The 15,455-nt window shown below is 61.8% G+C and carries 16 protein-coding genes; 12 read left to right on the top strand and 4 right to left on the bottom strand.

The window, feature by feature from the left end:
• Positions 1–105: 105 nt before the first annotated feature.
• From BMZ24_RS08585 to BMZ24_RS08575, 3 genes are read left to right on the top strand one after another with little or no spacing between them, the layout of a single operon-like run.
• On the top strand, positions 106–897 hold the full coding sequence (locus tag BMZ24_RS08585) for an undecaprenyl-diphosphate phosphatase (RefSeq protein ID WP_092191266.1): 792 nt from the start codon (positions 106–108) through the stop codon (positions 895–897).
• A 5-nt stretch (positions 898–902) separates the two neighbouring features.
• Positions 903–1,523 carry a class IV adenylate cyclase gene (locus BMZ24_RS08580; protein ID WP_143077860.1) on the top strand — a complete coding sequence of 207 codons (621 nt, stop codon included), beginning with the start codon at positions 903–905 and terminating at the stop codon, positions 1,521–1,523.
• Positions 1,513–2,724: an aminopeptidase gene (locus tag BMZ24_RS08575; RefSeq protein WP_092191261.1), complete on the top strand. Its 1,212-nt coding sequence runs from the start codon at positions 1,513–1,515 to the stop codon at positions 2,722–2,724. Before BMZ24_RS08580 ends, BMZ24_RS08575 begins: the two co-directional genes overlap by 11 nt.
• A gap of 21 nt (positions 2,725–2,745) precedes the next feature.
• Here the strand turns inward: BMZ24_RS08575 and BMZ24_RS08570 are convergent, their stop codons facing one another.
• Positions 2,746–3,096: an Hpt domain-containing protein gene (locus BMZ24_RS08570; protein ID WP_161949091.1), complete on the bottom strand. Its 351-nt coding sequence runs from the start codon at positions 3,094–3,096 to the stop codon at positions 2,746–2,748.
• A 172-nt stretch (positions 3,097–3,268) separates the two neighbouring features.
• Between BMZ24_RS08570 and BMZ24_RS08565 the strand changes: the two genes are divergently transcribed.
• From BMZ24_RS08565 to BMZ24_RS08525, 9 genes are all read left to right on the top strand, one after another.
• Positions 3,269–3,799 (top strand): metal-dependent transcriptional regulator, encoded by a 531-nt coding sequence (locus BMZ24_RS08565; RefSeq protein WP_092191257.1) that lies wholly within the window; start codon positions 3,269–3,271, stop codon positions 3,797–3,799.
• A gap of 188 nt (positions 3,800–3,987) precedes the next feature.
• Positions 3,988–4,239 carry a FeoA family protein gene (locus tag BMZ24_RS08560; protein WP_092191255.1) on the top strand — a complete coding sequence of 84 codons (252 nt, stop codon included), beginning with the start codon at positions 3,988–3,990 and terminating at the stop codon, positions 4,237–4,239.
• Positions 4,232–6,400 carry a ferrous iron transport protein B gene (feoB, locus tag BMZ24_RS08555; protein WP_092191253.1) on the top strand — a complete coding sequence of 723 codons (2,169 nt, stop codon included), beginning with the start codon at positions 4,232–4,234 and terminating at the stop codon, positions 6,398–6,400. Before BMZ24_RS08560 ends, feoB begins: the two co-directional genes overlap by 8 nt.
• A complete protein-coding gene (locus BMZ24_RS08550; protein ID WP_092191251.1) occupies positions 6,400–6,654 on the top strand; it encodes a FeoA family protein in 255 nt (84 codons plus the stop codon). The genes feoB and BMZ24_RS08550 overlap by 1 nt, the downstream gene beginning before the upstream one ends.
• The gene (locus BMZ24_RS08545; protein WP_092191249.1) at positions 6,651–7,352 is read left to right on the top strand and encodes a TIGR04283 family arsenosugar biosynthesis glycosyltransferase; all 702 of its coding nucleotides are present in this window, start codon (positions 6,651–6,653) and stop codon (positions 7,350–7,352) included. Before BMZ24_RS08550 ends, BMZ24_RS08545 begins: the two co-directional genes overlap by 4 nt.
• Before the next feature lie 3 nt (positions 7,353–7,355).
• A complete protein-coding gene (locus tag BMZ24_RS08540) occupies positions 7,356–8,018 on the top strand; it encodes a TIGR04282 family arsenosugar biosynthesis glycosyltransferase (protein ID WP_092191247.1) in 663 nt (220 codons plus the stop codon).
• Positions 8,006–8,962 carry a phosphotransferase family protein gene (locus tag BMZ24_RS08535; RefSeq protein WP_092191245.1) on the top strand — a complete coding sequence of 319 codons (957 nt, stop codon included), beginning with the start codon at positions 8,006–8,008 and terminating at the stop codon, positions 8,960–8,962. Before BMZ24_RS08540 ends, BMZ24_RS08535 begins: the two co-directional genes overlap by 13 nt.
• 125 nt (positions 8,963–9,087) lie before the next feature.
• A complete protein-coding gene (locus tag BMZ24_RS08530; protein WP_092191243.1) occupies positions 9,088–9,429 on the top strand; it encodes a translation initiation factor in 342 nt (113 codons plus the stop codon).
• On the top strand, positions 9,429–12,623 hold the full coding sequence (locus BMZ24_RS08525; RefSeq protein WP_092191241.1) for a PAS domain S-box protein: 3,195 nt from the start codon (positions 9,429–9,431) through the stop codon (positions 12,621–12,623). Before BMZ24_RS08530 ends, BMZ24_RS08525 begins: the two co-directional genes overlap by 1 nt.
• Positions 12,624–12,698: 75 nt before the next feature.
• On the opposite strand, the gene greA is transcribed toward BMZ24_RS08525, so the two are convergent.
• From greA to ilvB, 3 genes are all read right to left on the bottom strand, one after another.
• Positions 12,699–13,187 (bottom strand): transcription elongation factor GreA, encoded by a 489-nt coding sequence (gene greA, locus BMZ24_RS08520; protein ID WP_092191239.1) that lies wholly within the window; start codon positions 13,185–13,187, stop codon positions 12,699–12,701.
• Between the two features lie 203 nt (positions 13,188–13,390).
• Complete coding sequence (gene ilvN / locus BMZ24_RS08515; protein WP_092191237.1) at positions 13,391–13,681, bottom strand: acetolactate synthase small subunit; 291 nt, start codon at positions 13,679–13,681, stop codon at positions 13,391–13,393.
• Positions 13,674–15,353 carry an acetolactate synthase large subunit gene (gene ilvB / locus BMZ24_RS08510; RefSeq protein ID WP_092191235.1) on the bottom strand — a complete coding sequence of 560 codons (1,680 nt, stop codon included), beginning with the start codon at positions 15,351–15,353 and terminating at the stop codon, positions 13,674–13,676. Before ilvB ends, ilvN begins: the two co-directional genes overlap by 8 nt.
• Positions 15,354–15,455: the final 102 nt, after the last annotated feature.

The following is a 15,455-nucleotide window of genomic DNA, read 5'->3' as shown; positions in this document are numbered from 1 at the left end:
GCAAGGCAAAAAGGATAGCCGATGGATTCCCTCCGGGCAAGGCGGTATTGACCCCTCTGTCGCCCGTGAGTAGGACTGCCTTTTCACTTTCATCCCCGAAATCACATGACATCATACCTGAACGCCATCATCCTGGGCATCGTCGAAGGCCTGACCGAATTTCTGCCCGTCTCCTCCACCGGCCATCTGATCATCGCGGGCCACCTGCTCGATTTCACCGGCCCCAAGGCCGAGACCTTCAGCATCGTCATCCAGCTTGGCGCGATACTGGCCGTGGTCGCCCTCTACTGGCCGACCTTCTGGGGCCTTGTGCGCCCCAACGAGCGTCCTTTCAGCGGCATGCGCGGCCTGGTCCTGCTTTTTCTGACCTCGCTGCCGGCGGCCCTGTTCGGGCTCTTCGCCCACTCGGCCATCAAGGAGCATCTTTTTTCCCCGGTCACCGTGGCCTTTGCCCTGGCGGTCGGGGCTGTGGCCATTCTCTTGGTTGAAAGAATGCCCGCCAAAAACCAGGTCAAAGGACTCGACGCGATAACCCCGACCCTGGCCCTGGGCATCGGCTGCTTTCAGTGCCTGGCCCTGTGGCCCGGTTTTTCGCGTTCCGCCGCGACGATCATGGGCGGCATGATCCTGGGCGCCGAGCGCCGCACCGCCGCCGAGTACTCCTTTGTCGCCGCCGTGCCCATCATGTTCGCGGCCACGGGCTACGACATGCTCAAAAGCTGGCGTCTGTTCAGCCCTGACGATTTTCTGATCCTGGGCGTCGGCTTTGCCGTGTCCTTCGTCTCGGCCTGGCTCGCGGTCAAGGTCTTCATCGCGCTGCTGGGACGCCTGACCCTGCGTTCCTTCGCCTGGTATCGCCTGGCCCTGGCTCCGGTCGTGCTCTGGATCTTCTGGTGAACGGCGTGAGCATCGAGCACGAGGCCAAATTCAGGCTCGGCGACTGCCGGGACATGGAGCCCCGCCTGCGGGAGCTTGGCCGCCTGCGCACGCCATGGCATTTCGAGTCCAACACCGTTTACGACCGAGGCGGCGAACTGGCCGCATCCGGACGCCTGCTGCGCCTGCGCCGCGCCCTGACCTCGACCCTGACCTTCAAGGAGCCCGCCCCCGGCCCCAAGACAAACGGAATCAAAAGCCGCATCGAGCGCGAGAGCTTAGTCCAGGACCCGCTTGCCATGGACTCCATACTGCGCGGGCTTGGCTATGCGCCACGCCTGCGCTACGAAAAATTCCGCTCCGTGTGGGAACTCCCGCAGGGTCTTGTCTTTCTGGACATCCTGCCCTTCGGCCATTTTCTTGAAATCGAGGCGCATCCCGAGTCCATCGGAACCATCGCGCAGGAGATGGGCCTCGATCCCGGCCACGCCATCGACAAGAGCTATCACAGCCTGCACCAGTCCTGGCGCAGACAGCAAGGCCTTCCACCCATGGACGATTTCGTCTTCGACGAAACCGAACACCACCGACTGACCACCAGCCTGGGCTGCATCGCCCGGCCTCAAGGAGAATACCATGCTGAATGATATCCAGCTCGAAAAATACGCGAAAGTCCTTTTCTGGGGCATGCAGAAAGCCCGTGTCACACCATTTGCCCCGGGAGACATAGTTCTTGTGCGTACGGACCTTGCGGCCCTGCCCCTGGCTGAAAAGATGCAGGCCCTGATCCTTGCGCAGGGGCTCAATCCCGTACTGCGCATGAGCCCCCCGAGCGCTCTGGAGAAAGGCTATTTCAGCCTCGCCGAACAGGAGCAGCTCTCCTTTGTCGTCCCAGGAGACCGCGAACTCTATGAACGCCTCGGCGGCCTGGTTTCCCTGCTTGCCCCGGACTCCATCACGCACCTCCGGGACATCCCGCCGACCAAGATCGCCACCTTCTCCCTGGCCCGCAAATATCTGCGCGACATCCTGGACAAACGCGAGGCCACCCGCCAGTTCGGCTGGACGCTCTGCCTCATGCCCACCCCGGCCCTGGCCGAAAACGCAGGGCTCACCCCGGAGGATTACGCGGCCCAGATCATCCGCGCCTCCTACCTGGACGAGGCCGATCCCGTGGCCACCTGGGAGGGGATTTTCCGTCAGGCCCACGGCGTCAAGGCGTGGCTGAACGGCATGGACGTGGACCACTACCACGTGCAGTCCGCATCCACGGACCTCAAGGTCCATCCCGGCGAGTCCCGCTGCTGGATCGGCATCTCGGGGCACAACATCCCAAGCTTCGAACTGTTCATCTCCCCGGACTGCCGCCTGACCGAAGGCACCTACCACGCCGACCAGCCCTCCTACCGCAGCGGCAACCTGGTCAGCGGCGTGACCCTGGAATTTTCCCAGGGCATGGCCCGGGTGATCAAGGCGGATCAAGGTGAAGAGTTCGTTCGCTCGCAGCTGGAAATGGACCCCGGCGCGTGCAGGCTTGGGGAATTTTCACTGACCGACAAACGCTTTTCACCCATCAACGCCTTCATGGCGCACACGCTTTTTGATGAAAATTTCGGCGGAGAGCACGGCAACTGCCATGTCGCGGTGGGAGCATCCTATGCCGACACCTACGCCGGAGATCCGGCGGAACTGACGGATGAACGCAAGAAAGAACTAGGCTTCAACGATTCGGCCCTGCATTGGGATCTGGTCAACACCGAACCCAAAAAAGTGACCGCTTTCCTGCGGGATGGCAAGAAAACGGTCATTTATGAAGACGGCATGTTCACCATGCCCGACTTGGCCTGAGGTCAGGCGGCTAGATCCGGATCAGGCTCCGGCGCAGAACTCGCGCATGGATTCAAGGGTCTGGTCGCAGGCCAGGCCCAGCTCTGAACGCAAAAGATCCATACTCGCCTGCGATCCGGCCTTGGCGGCCTGCTCCAGTTCGGCGGCGAGCTGACAGAGCCGGGCCGCCCCCACGGTGGCCGAAGCGCCCTTCAGGGAATGCGCGGTGCGCTCCACCTGATAGAAGTCGCCTTGACTTGCGTACTCGTCCAGGCTGTGGAGTTTTCGGGGGGCGTCATCCATGTAGAGCTGAAAAAGACTGGTCAGAAGGTCCCGATCCCCGGACATGCGCTCCAGCGTCTCTTCAATGGAAAGCAGCGGTGTATTTGACAAATTTCTCTCCTGGATGTTCAAGCCGTATCGATCCATGCAGGTTACTTTTTTTTTGATTATCTGAAAAGAGCTTTGGTTCCACGTCTTTTTCCGACCCATCTTCTCCTTGCCTCTTGCGCGCGAAATTTGTAGTCTTATCTAACATTTTTCGCAACAGCAAAAGGACTACACCATGGACCACATGTCCTCCAATCTGGAAGACTATCTCGAAGTCATATTTTCCCTGGAATCCCTCAATTCCGAGGCCCGTGCCAAGGATATCGCGGACGCCATGGGTGTGCAGAGGGCTTCCGTCACCAACGCGCTGCAAAAACTTTCCCAGCGCGGGCTGATCAATTACCAGCCGTATAGTTCGGTAACCCTTACTCCTGAAGGATTCCGCACCGCCACACGCATCGTGCACCGCCACAAGGTACTCTACGACTTCCTGCACACCTTCCTGCAGATCCGTCCCGAAGTGGCGGAGGACACGGCCTGCAAGCTCGAACACCACATCGACGACGAGAGCCTGGAGACCCTGACCAAGTTCGCCCGCTTCATCATGACCTGCCCGCGCACGGGCAAGGACTGGCTGGAGGCATTCACCCGATCCTGCAACGAACGCGGGACATGCACCAACTGCTCCGAGTGCATCAAGTCCTGTCTTGAACGACTGGACGACAAATGTCTGGACAGTTCCGAGCCGCGTTCGAAAACATCCTGAAATCCTCATGCATGCGATGCAAAGTCCCATGGAACACACGACCGGACTTCCAAAATCCCTCGCGATTACCGGCTGTTGAACTCATTTCACGGCTAAGGGACGCCCTGCAACGCTTGACAAATTAGACGTACTAAATATTGTCTCTCGGTCTCGAACACGAGCCCGAAAGACCGCATCAAGGAGAGCCTGTGCCTACCATTGTCAATTTGCGTGAAATGCGCGTGGATCAACACGGCATCATAAGGACCATCGGCGCGCAAGGAGAGCTTGGCCGCCGTATCCGCGACATGGGCCTTGTACCCGGCACGGAAATCACCGTCATCGGCCGGGCTCCGCTCAAAGATCCCGTGGCCCTGCGGCTCAAGGGCTTCACCCTGACCCTGCGCAACAGCGAAGCCGATTTCATCACCGTCGAACTCCCGGATGCCGAACTTGTCTGAACCCGTCATTGCAACCATCGCCCTGGCCGGCAACCCCAATGCAGGCAAGACCACCCTTTTCAACGCCCTGACCGGCTCGCGGCAACATGTCGGCAATTATCCGGGCATCACCGTGGAAAAGAAGGAAGGGTACGTCGACACCCCGCACGGCCTTACCCGCGTGGTGGACCTGCCCGGCACCTACTCCCTGACCGCCTATTCCCAGGAAGAGCTTGTGGCCCGGGATTTTCTCATTCACGAGCGGCCCCAGGGCGTCATCAACGTCCTCGACGCCACCAGCCTGGAGCGCAACCTGTACCTGACCGTGCAGTTCCTGGAGATCGGCATCCCCGTGACCGTGGCCCTGAACATGGTCGACGCCCTGGAAGCCAAGGGCATGCGCATCGACTCGGACCGTCTGGCCAGCCTCATGAACGTGCCTGTCGTGCGCACCGTGGCGCGCTCCGACAAGGGTGTCCGCGAAGCCCTGGACGCGGCCATGAACCACCCGCAAAAAGCCTGGCAACCGCTGCACATCTCCTACGGACCGGACCTCGATCCCGTGCTCAAGGAAATGACGGATCTGATCGAAGCCCGGGATTTTCTGACCAAGACCTATCCCCCACGCTGGCTGGCTCTCAAGTTTCTGGAAAACGACCTGGTCGTGCGCCAGCTTTTCGAGGCCGATTTCGAGTTGCACCGCGACATGCGCGACATGGCCGATAATGTCGCCCGGCACTGCGAGAAGACGCTCAAGACCCAGCCCGAATTCATCGTCGCCGACTACCGCTACGGCTATATTTCATCCATCCTGCGCCAGGGCGTGCTGACCATCCAGCCCGACCTGCAGGGCCGCGCCGACCTGTCGGACAAGATCGACAGCGTGCTAACCCATCAACTGGCGGGGCCGATCATCATGCTCGGCATCCTTTACGGCCTCTTCAGCCTGACCTTCGCCATCGGCCAGGTTCCCATGGGCTGGGTCGAATCCTTTTTCGAGTGGCTCTCCGCCCTGGCCATGCAGATGCCCCCGGGTCTGACCAGATCGCTGGTCGTGGACGGAATCATTGCCGGCGTCGGCGGCGTGCTGGGTTTTGTCCCGCTCATCCTGATCATGTTCCTTGGCATCACTTTTCTTGAGGATTCCGGATACATGGCGCGCATGGCCTACATGCTGGACCGGGTCTTTCGCATCTTCGGACTGCACGGCAGCTCGGTGGTGCCCTTCATCATCTCCGGGGGCATCCCCGGAGGCTGCGCCGTGCCCGGCGTCATGGCCGCGCGCACCCTCAGGAGCCCCAAGGAGAAATTGGCCACGCTCCTGACCGCCCCCTTCATGGTCTGCGGCGCCAAGGTGCCCGTCTTCATCCTGCTCGCGGCGGCCTTCTTTCCGGGTCACGGAGCCAGGGTCATGTTCCTGATCACCCTGGTCGGCTGGGCAGCGGCCCTCGTGGTGGCCAAGATGCTGCGCTCGTCCGTCATTCGCGGACCGTCCACGCCCTTTGTCATGGAGCTTCCGCCCTACCGCATGCCCACGACCATGGGCATGGTCCTGCACACCTGGGAGCGCGGCTGGCAGTACATCAAAAAGGCCGGCACGGTGATTCTGGCCATATCGGTCCTGATCTGGGCCATGATGACCTTTCCGGCCCTCTCCCCTGAAGCGGCCGCACCCATCGAGTCCCAGATCCAGACCCTGGAGCGGCGTCTGGCTACGGAACCGATTGAGGAAATCCGTCTGGCACTGCAAAACGACATCTCGGAAATGAACCTGCATCTCAAGGAAGAGACCCTGGCCAACTCCCTGGCCGGACGACTGGGACGCGCCATCGAGCCCGTCACGGCCTGGGCCGGGTTCGACTGGCGGACCAATATCGCCCTCGTGGGAGGGATCGCGGCCAAGGAGGTCATCGTCTCCACCCTGGCCACGGCCCATGCCCTGAGCGACGACGAGGCGCAGGCCTTCTCCGCGCGCATCGCCTCGGCTCCAGGCTGGAACACCAGCGTGGCGGTGAGCCTCATGATCTTCGTGCTGCTGTATTCCCCCTGCTTCGTGACCGTTGTAGCCATCGCCCGCGAGGCTTCGTGGGGCTGGGCAGTTTTCAGCGTGGTTTTCAACACGGGCTTTGCATTTGTCCTGGCTGTGGCCGCGTATCAGCTCGGCATGAGGATGGGGTGGTAATGTTTTTCTGCAAACTCAAAGACACGGCAAACGGGGTGCGCACCCTCTGCGACCTCAAGGACGGCGAAAAGGCGGTGGTCCGCTGCCTGGTCAAGTCGCAGGGCTGTCACCTCAGCAAGCTCGCGGCCATGGGCATCACTCCGGGCACGCAGATCGAGATGATCTCCAACGCCAGCGGCCCTCTCATGGTGCTGGTCCGCTCATCGCGCCTGTGCCTGTGCCGCAGCCTGGGCAAATCCATCGTGGTGGAATGAAGATCTCCGTCGTCATCCCGGTCTACCGTGAGCAGGGCATCGTGGCCCTGCTGGAAGACCTCCTGCGACGGATCCAGATCGAACGGGCAAGCGGTGAAGTCGAAATAACGGTCGTCGACGGAGCGCCCGAAGCCGACACCCTGGCCCGCATCGGCGACATGGCCGTATCACGGCTGTCCTCCCCGCCCGGCAGGGGGGTGCAGCTCAACCTCGGGGCTTTAGCCTCCGGAGGCGAGGTCCTGCTTTTTCTGCACGCCGACACCATCCTGCCCGATAACGCCTTCAGCCTCATCCGCCAGACCCTGCACGACAAGTCCGTCTCCGGCGGAGCCTTCAGCCTGAGCTACGAACCCCGCACGCCTGGACTGTCCTTCATCACCGCGCTGGCCAACCTGCGCTCACGGCACACCCGCGTGCCCTACGGGGATCAGGCCATCTTCGTGCGCCGCGACGTCTTCGAAGAGCTGGGCGGATTCCAGCCCGTGCCGATCATGGAAGACCTCGAATTCATGACCCGTCTGCACAGACACGGACACAAGATCCGCATCCTGGCCATGCCGGTGCGCACCTCGGCCCGGCGTCAGCTGCATGAAGGCATCCTGCGCTGCACCCTGCGCAACCTCTGCCTGCGCCTGCTCTACCACTGCGGAGTTCCGCCACGAATCCTCGCCGGCCTGTACCGCAGACACGGAGGCTGAGCCTTGCGCGTACTCGTCTTCACCAAATATCCGCAGCCAGGCCTGGTCAAGACCAGACTGGGCCGGACAGTGGGCCCAAGGCTTGCCGCGAGCCTGCAGGAAGCGTTCATCCGTGATGAACTGCACATGCTGGCCGAGCTTGGCGCAAGCGTGACCCTTTGCTGCGACCCCTTTCGCCCCCTTGCCGACTACGAGCGCCTGTTCGGCGCGGATTTGCGCTACACGGCGCAGCAGGGCGCGGATCTTGGGGAACGCATGCTCCACGCCCTGCACGAGGCGTTGCAGGAAGGCGGCAGCGCGGTGCTCATCGGCAGCGACCTGCCGGACCTGCCGGGGTCCTGCCTGTCGGAGGCCTTTACGGCCCTTGAGACCGCCCAGGTCTGCCTGGGCCCGGCCACCGACGGGGGGTTCTACCTTCTCGGCCTGAGCGAACCTCTGTCCAAGGACATTTTTAACGGGGTGGCCTGGGGCGGTGAGCTGGTCCTGAAGCGCACCCTCGGCAACTGCCGCGCCCACGGACTTGTCCACTATCTCCTGCCGCCATGGCCGGACGTGGACACAGCCCACGATCTGGCCGCCTATGCCGCCCGCAATCGGGACAAAGATACCCGCTCCATGGACCTCATCCGCGGCCTTGGATTACTGGAGGACGCATGGAAGACCTGATCCACTCCTTTCTTGTCGAACGCAACTGGGTGCAGGGCGCGCCGAAAATCAGTTTCCTCGCCGCCGGTGAGTACAATCAGAATTTTCTGGTGCAAAGCGGGGACACGCGTCTCGTCTTTCGCATCAATCATGGCAGCCAGCTCGGCCTTGCCGATCAGATTGGATATGAATTCAAGGTATTGCAATGCGTCGAACCCTCCAAGGTGACGCCGCGCCCCCTGCGCGTGCACACTGATCCCCGGCCTTTCGGAGGCGGCGTCATGCTCATGCAGCATCTGCCCGGGGAAGCGCTGGTTTATGAACGCGACCTCGCGCGCGCGGCGGACATCTTCGCCCGCATCCACGCCCTGCCGCCCTGCCCGGAGTTGCTGGTCCAGAAGGATCCCATCGCGGCCATCGCCTCGGAGAGCCTGACGCTCATAAACCGCTATCCCGATCACGCCCTGACGCGGCAGCGCGGCAGACTGCTGGACTATCACCAGCACATCGTGCGTCTGGGCCAGGACAACCGCGCCCTCTTCGCGGCCGATCGCCTCTGCGTGGTCAACACGGAAGTCAACTCCGGAAATTTCCTGATCACCCCGGGGAGCGCGTATCTGGTGGACTGGGAAAAGGCCGTGGTCTCCAGCCGCCATCAGGATCTGGGCCATTTTCTGTCGCCCACGACCACCCTGTGGAGAACCGAGACGATCCTCGCCCAGGAACAAAAAGACGAGTTCCTGAAAGCCTATCACCGCCGCCTGCCTGATCCTCCGGCACTCAAGGAACTCATGCGCCTGAGCCGGATCATGGAGCAGGTCATCATCCTGCGCGGCCTGTCCTGGTGCTTCATGGCGCACCACGAATACACCCATGCCGCCAAGCCGCTGACCGATCCTCTCACCCGAAAAAAAATCGAGCTCTACATGCGCGACCTCGATCGAATCATCGCTTCCGCTCCTTGAGCCGATCCTTGCAGCCCGGCCGCCGTATGACGAACATCTTGTCATCAGACCGACTTTGACGCATTGTCCTACGTCGGCGTCAAAGCCGCCTCGATTTTCTCCATGAACATGCAAAGGATGCCTTCATGTCCCGCGATTCCTTCAAAACCGTCTACTCCACGGAAAAACCGACATGCCGCAAGTGCGGACGTGTGGACTGCATCTGCGGCCAAACCCGCCCCCCGGCCCGGGGTCCGGTACGGGTCGGCAGGGAAACAAAGGGCCGCAAGGGCGCGGGAGTCACGGTCGTGACCGGACTGGCCCTGCCTGAAACAGAGCTCAAGGCGCTGCTGACGGACTGCAAGAAACGCCTGGGCTGCGGCGGCACCCTGCGGGACGGGGTCCTGGAATTCCAGGGAGAGCACCGCGACACCCTGCTGACCTTTTTGAAAGACCGTGGCATCACCGCCAAGAAGTCGGGGAGCTGATGACGGCAAGCATCTCCCTGCAACGACAACTCGACCACCTGAACCGCGCCCAGCGTCACGCGGGCATCGGCTCCTTCGAGCACGACATGGACACCGGCGCGACCTTCTGGTCCGACGAACAATACTGCCTGCTCGGATTCGAGCCGGGCACGGTGACCCCATCCCTGGACAAGTTTCTTAACCTCCTCGAATCCGGCAGCCGGGCACGCTTCCTGCGCAGGGTTAGCGTCTGTTTCGCCACAAGACGCGAACTGCGCACCGAACTGCGCTACACCCCTGAAAACGGCTCCCCGCGCGTAGCCCAGATCCGTGCCGAATTCGAACCCGACGAAAGCGGTCATCTGCGCATCATCCGGGGCACCTTCCAGGACGTGACCGAGCGCAGGGCCGTGCAGTCCGCGCTGCGCCAGAGCGAGTCGCGCTACCGGTCCATTTTTGAAAACGCCCTTGAAGGAATTTATCAGACCACTCCCGAAGGCGTATTCCTGAGCGCGAACGCCTCCATGGCCAAAATCCTGCGCTACGACGACCCCGCCGACATGATGGCAGGCATACGGGACATCGGCCGCGATCTCTACGCCGACCCCGCCGACCGCAAGCGCTACATGGAACTTCTGGAAGAGCACGTCCGGGTCATGGGCTTCGAGACGCAGGTGCGGCGCAAGGACGGCAGCCTGATCTGGGTGACCCTCAACTCCACCTTGATCCAGGATGCGGGCACCGGCCGACCCTGCCTGATCGGAACCATGGAAGACATCAGTACACGCAAACGCTACGAACTGTCGCTGATCGAATCGGACCAGCGCTTTCGGAACCTGCTGCAGCAGATAAGCTGCATCGCCGTGTCCCTCGACAATCAAAACCGGATCATCTTCTCCAATCCCTTTCTGCAACAGCTGACCGGGTGGAACGCGACGGAACTTGGCGGCCGCGACTGGTTCGAGGTCTGCATCCCCCCGGACCAGCGCGAAGCCATGACCAGGGTCCTCGCGGACACGCAAGAACCGGAAGGCACGGACACCGAAATCCTGACCCGACTGGGGGCGCGGCGCCTCATCCGCTGGAACACCGTGCCCGACATCAATGTGCAGGGCGAAACCACGGGCGTGACCTGCATGGGCGTGGACATCACCGCGATCAAAATGGCCCGGGACACCTTGAGCAAAAGCGCGCTGCTTCAGTCCATGCGGCTGCGCATCGACGACGCGGCCCATTCGACCTCGAATTTTGCCAGCCTCATGCGGACCGTGCATCAAATCCTGGGCGAAACCATCGACGCCAAGAACCTGATCACCGCCCTCATCAACACGGACAAGAACTCGCTTGAATTTCCCTATTGGGTAGATGAAATGACCGATGTCAGCGAAGCGGCCCCGCGCATCGACGATCTGAACGATCCGGAAAACCGGCGCCTGACCCTGGAGCTTCTGCGCGGCAACGTCCCCAACATCCTGAGCGCCACCGACATGGCCGCCCTGGCAAAGACCGGAAAAATCCGGCTGGTGGGCGTGATCCCCCAAAGCTGGATGGGCGTCCCGCTCAAAGTGCGCGGCAAGGGCATCGGCGCCCTCATCGTACAAAACTACGCAACACCCGTGCAATACACCCGGGACGACCTGGACATCCTGCTCGAAGTCTCGGAGCAGATAGCCTTGGCCATCGAACGCCAGCGTCATGACGAACTCTCCCAGACCGCCGAGGAGATTTTCCACGACATCCCCTCTGGGCTTTTCATCTACAAATGCCTCGAACCCGGCCAGTTGGTCCTCGAAACCGCCAACCCGGCCGCCCTGCGTCTCATCCACAAGCGCCTCGAAGAGGCCCGGGGCATGCTCTTCACGGACATATGGCCGCGCGCCACCTTGCTTCAGAGCTATCTCCACTGCCTGCACACGAAAGAGCATTTCGACAAGGAAGCGCACCTCTACGAAGACGACCGCATCCGGGGCTATTTTCGCATCCACGCCTTTGCCCTGCCCGGAGAAAAGCTGGCCGTGGCCTTCGAGGACGTCACCGAACGCGAGCTTGTCCAGCAGGCCCTCATCCGGGCCAAGGAGGCCGCCGAATCGGCTAACAGGGCCAAGAGCGAGTTCCTGGCCAACATCAGCCACGAAGTGCGCACGCCCCTGAACGGAATCATGGGCATGCTGCAACTGGCCATGCAGTCCGAGGCGTCGCCGGAGCTTGCCGAATACATGCGCACGGCCCTGTCATCGTCCCGCAATCTTTTGCGGGTCCTGAACGACGTGCTCGACTTCACCAAGGTGGATGCGGGAAAAATGGAACTACTGGAGCGGGAATTCGATCTGGATGAACTGCTGAGCCAGGCCGTGAACTTTTTCAAGGCCCTGGCCATGGACAAGAAAATCAGCCTCGCGCTTTCGGTCCCGTCCAAGCTGGGAAGATTTGTCGGTGATGAAGGACGCCTGCGCCAGATCCTCTTCAACCTGATGGGCAACGCCCTCAAGTTCACCGACACGGGCAGCGTGACCCTTGAAGCCTGGCCCGTGGGCGAACAGGCCGGCAAGACGCGCATCCTGTTCACCGTGCAGGACAAGGGAATCGGCATCCCGATAAACAAGCTGGATTATGTCTTCGAATCCTTCACCCAGGTCGACGGAACCTATTCAAGGCGCTATCAGGGAACGGGACTCGGCCTGCCCATCGTCAAGCGCCTGGTGACGCTCATGGGCGGCAACATCTCGGTGGAGAGCATGGAAGGCGAGGGCACGACCATCTTCTTCGTCCTCCCCCTGCGAGCGGCACCGCCGCTGAAGGCACATGTACCGGCGCGGCCAAAACCCGTCAGCACCGATGTCGGCCCGCTTGGCATTCTGCTGGTGGAAGACGACATGGTGAACATGACCATGGCCAAACGCATGCTCGAAAAACTGGGACACAGCGTCATCTGCGCCCGCAACGGCCTGGAAGCCCTGGAATGCCTGCATGTCCCTGGCGTGGACGTAGTGCTCATGGACATCCAGATGCCGGAAATGGACGGAATCGAGGCCACGGAAATCATCCGCAGCGATCCACGTTTCGTCCACTGCGCCCAGATTCCCATCATCGCCCTGACCGCCCACGCCATGGCCGGCGACGAGGACAAATTCCTGTCGCGTGGCATGAACGCCTATCTCTCCAAACCTTTCGACCACGTCCGCCTGCAGGAACTGCTGCATCGCTTTTTCGGCTGATCAATGGCGCGAGCCGAAAAAAAACCTCCGCAGGAAATCCTGCGGAGGCCGTGCATCGGTATGTCCTTGAAAAGGCTATTTCAGTCCGGCCGTGCCGTTGAAGCTGACGGAGATGACCTCGTAATCCACGCGCCCTTTCGGGACCTGGACGGAGATTTCATCGCCTTCCTGTCTGCCAAGCAAGGCCCGTCCCACCGGCGACTCGATGGAGATGGTGCCCTTGGTGTGATCGGCCTCATCGGGTCCGAGCAGGGTGTAGGTCTTGCGCTCTTCGGTCTCCAGGTCCTCGACGGTCACCGTGGCTCCGAATACCGCTCGGTCGCTCTGCAACGTATTGATGTCGATGACTTCAAAACGAATCATGCGCGATTCGATGTGGCTGATCCGGGCCTCCAGCATGCCCTGGCGTTCACGCGCAGCGTCGTATCCCGCGTTCTCGCGCAGGTCGCCCTCTTCCCGGGCTTCCTTGATGGCCTGAATAATGGCCGGGCGCTCTTTCTTGAGGTCTTCCAGTTCCTTTTCCAAACGCTTGAAGCCTTCGACTGAAATGGGAATCCTGTTCATCATCATCCTTTGTGTGCAAAAATAGCATTGAGCCAATAAAAAAAAGATGCTTTGCCCACCAATTGGCTTGTGGCGGGCAAAGCGAAAGCGACATTTTCAAAAGCAAACCAAGAACCTGACTAGTGCATCCACGGTTGCGGGTCAAGGGGCTTGGCAAACCATTCCGACATCGCGACCCGGCAAGGGGCCGGGGGGACGGATTTTCATTCCCTCATGACCTGCCCGAGCTGGGCAAAGGTCTCCTCGGCGGCGGGCCGCAGCCGCACATCGTGCACGTCCTGCAACTTGCGCATCTGCCGGATCATCTGCTCCAGCCGCTCATCCTCGTTGACCAGAAGCCAGATGCGGCTCTCCTCGCCGCCGTCCGTGGGCAGGCAGAGAATGGCTTCGACGTTGAACGCGCGGCGGGAAAAAAGGCCGCAGACATGGGACATGACCCCGGGATGGTTCTTGACCAGCACATCGAGGACGGTGCGTGACGTGTTGCTATGCATGGCATTCACCTCCCAGCATGATTCTGTTGGCGGACCCGGGAGGGACCATGGGCCAGACTTTCTCGTCGCGGTCCACCGGGACATGGATCAGGGTCGGCCCCCTGTGGGCCAGGGCCTCGCTCAGCACGGCATCGGGATCGGCGGCTCCGGCCAGGTCCCAGGTCTTCCATCTGAACCCTGTGGCAATGAGCGGAAAATCGACGCTCACGTCGTAAATGGATGAAAAATAATTGGCCTTGAAAAAAAGCTCCTGCTGCTGGTGCACAAGGCCGAGGCAGGCGTTGTTCATGAGGATGATAGTCACGTCCACGCCCTGTTCGGCGGCCGTGGCCATCTCCTGGATGTTCATGAGCAGGCTGCCGTCGCCGCTGAAGCAGACGACCTTGCGCTCGGGAGCGGCCAGGGCCGCGCCGATGGCCGTGGGCAGGCCAAAACCCATGGTGCCGAGCCCGCCCGAGGTCAGCCAGCCGGTCCCGGGCATGAAGGGATAGCTCTGGGCCGTCCACATCTGATGCTTGCCCACGTCCGTGACCACGATGGCGTTTTCTCCGGCCAGTTCCCCGACCCGGCGGATCAGTTCCTGCGGGGTGTCGTGCCCGCCCTGCTCCGGGACCTGGGAGGGAAAGGCCAGCTTCAGGGCCTCGATGTACCCGATCCATTCCTGGCGCTCGGCCGGTGCGATCCTGGGCAAAAGAGCGCCGACGACTTCGCGCACGTCGCCAAGGATCGCCACGGAGGCGGCCCTGAGCTTGTCCAATTCGCTGTGGTCGATGTCGATATGAATGACCTTGGCCTGGGGGCAGAACTCCTGCACCTTGCCCGTGGCGCGGTCGTCGAAGCGCACCCCGGCAGCCAGGATCAGGTCGCAGGCTTCAAGCGCCATGTTGGTGTGACGCTGGGCGTGCATTCCAAGCATGCCCATGTTCAGCGGATGGTCATGCGGCACGGCTGTCAGTCCCATCAGCGTCGATGTCACGGGCATGGAGGCGCGTTCGGCGAGGGTCAGCATCTCCTGGCCCGCGCCCGAGGCGACCACCCCTCCGCCGAGCCACAGAATGGGCCGCCGGGCGGAATTGAGCATTTCCACGGCCGCGTCCAGATCCCCGTCGAAACAGGACGGAACGGGTTCGCGCTCGCCTATCTCGGGCCAGTGAGTAAAATCGGCCGTCTCCAGCTGGACGTCGCGCGGGATGTCGATCAGCACCGGTCCGGGACGGCCGCTGGTGGCGATGGCGAAGGCCTCGGGGATGATGTGCAGCAGGTCGCGGGCCTCGCGCACCAGAAAATTGTGCTTGGTGATGGGGATGCTCATCCCGTAGGTGTCCACCTCCTGGAAGGCGTCGGTGCCGATCATGGCCCGGGGGACCTGGCCGGTGATGCAGATGACGGGGATCGAATCGAGCTTGGCGTCGGCGATGGCGGTCAGGATGTTGGTCGCGCCGGGCCCGGAGGTGGCGAAACAGACCGCGGGCAAGCCAGTGACCCGGGCCATGCCCTGGGCCAGAAAGCCCGCGCCCTGCTCGTGCCGGGTCAGGACGTGACGGATGCGTGTGCTGCGGGAAAGTGCGTCGTAGAGGGGGAGATTTGCGCCGCCGGGGATGCCCGCGATGGTGCGGATGCCCTGACGTTCAAGAAGGCTGATGGTCAGCTGCGCGCCGGTCATGGAAAACATCGTGCACTCCTTTTTCAGCTCGTCTGTAGACCGGCGGAGGGTGAGCTGAAAAAGGAAAACCCCCGCCGGCGCCTGCGCTGGCGGGGGAAGAATTCGTCCGTA

Origin of the sequence: Desulfomicrobium norvegicum (genome assembly GCF_900114595.1) — a bacterium.
Classification (GTDB): domain Bacteria; phylum Desulfobacterota; class Desulfovibrionia; order Desulfovibrionales; family Desulfomicrobiaceae; genus Desulfomicrobium; species Desulfomicrobium macestii.
The sequence above is the reverse complement of the archived record's forward strand: the minus strand, read 5'-3'. Positions and strand labels throughout refer to the sequence as shown.

Bases quoted from the DNA above. Each gene is read 5' to 3' on its own strand.
- BMZ24_RS08585 (WP_092191266.1), top strand. From the start codon at position 106: ATGACATCATACCTGAACGCCATCATCCTGGGCATCGTCGAAGGCCTG.
- BMZ24_RS08575 (WP_092191261.1), top strand. From the start codon at position 1,513: ATGCTGAATGATATCCAGCTCGAAAAATACGCGAAAGTCCTTTTCTGG.
- BMZ24_RS08565 (WP_092191257.1), top strand. From the start codon at position 3,269: ATGGACCACATGTCCTCCAATCTGGAAGACTATCTCGAAGTCATATTT.
- BMZ24_RS08550 (WP_092191251.1), top strand. From the start codon at position 6,400: ATGTTTTTCTGCAAACTCAAAGACACGGCAAACGGGGTGCGCACCCTC.
- BMZ24_RS08545 (WP_092191249.1), top strand. From the start codon at position 6,651: ATGAAGATCTCCGTCGTCATCCCGGTCTACCGTGAGCAGGGCATCGTG.
- BMZ24_RS08535 (WP_092191245.1), top strand. From the start codon at position 8,006: ATGGAAGACCTGATCCACTCCTTTCTTGTCGAACGCAACTGGGTGCAG.
- BMZ24_RS08530 (WP_092191243.1), top strand. From the start codon at position 9,088: ATGTCCCGCGATTCCTTCAAAACCGTCTACTCCACGGAAAAACCGACA.
- BMZ24_RS08525 (WP_092191241.1), top strand. From the start codon at position 9,429: ATGACGGCAAGCATCTCCCTGCAACGACAACTCGACCACCTGAACCGC.
- greA (WP_092191239.1), bottom strand. From the start codon at position 13,187: ATGAACAGGATTCCCATTTCAGTCGAAGGCTTCAAGCGTTTGGAAAAG.
- ilvN (WP_092191237.1), bottom strand. From the start codon at position 13,681: ATGCATAGCAACACGTCACGCACCGTCCTCGATGTGCTGGTCAAGAAC.
- ilvB (WP_092191235.1), bottom strand. From the start codon at position 15,353: ATGTTTTCCATGACCGGCGCGCAGCTGACCATCAGCCTTCTTGAACGT.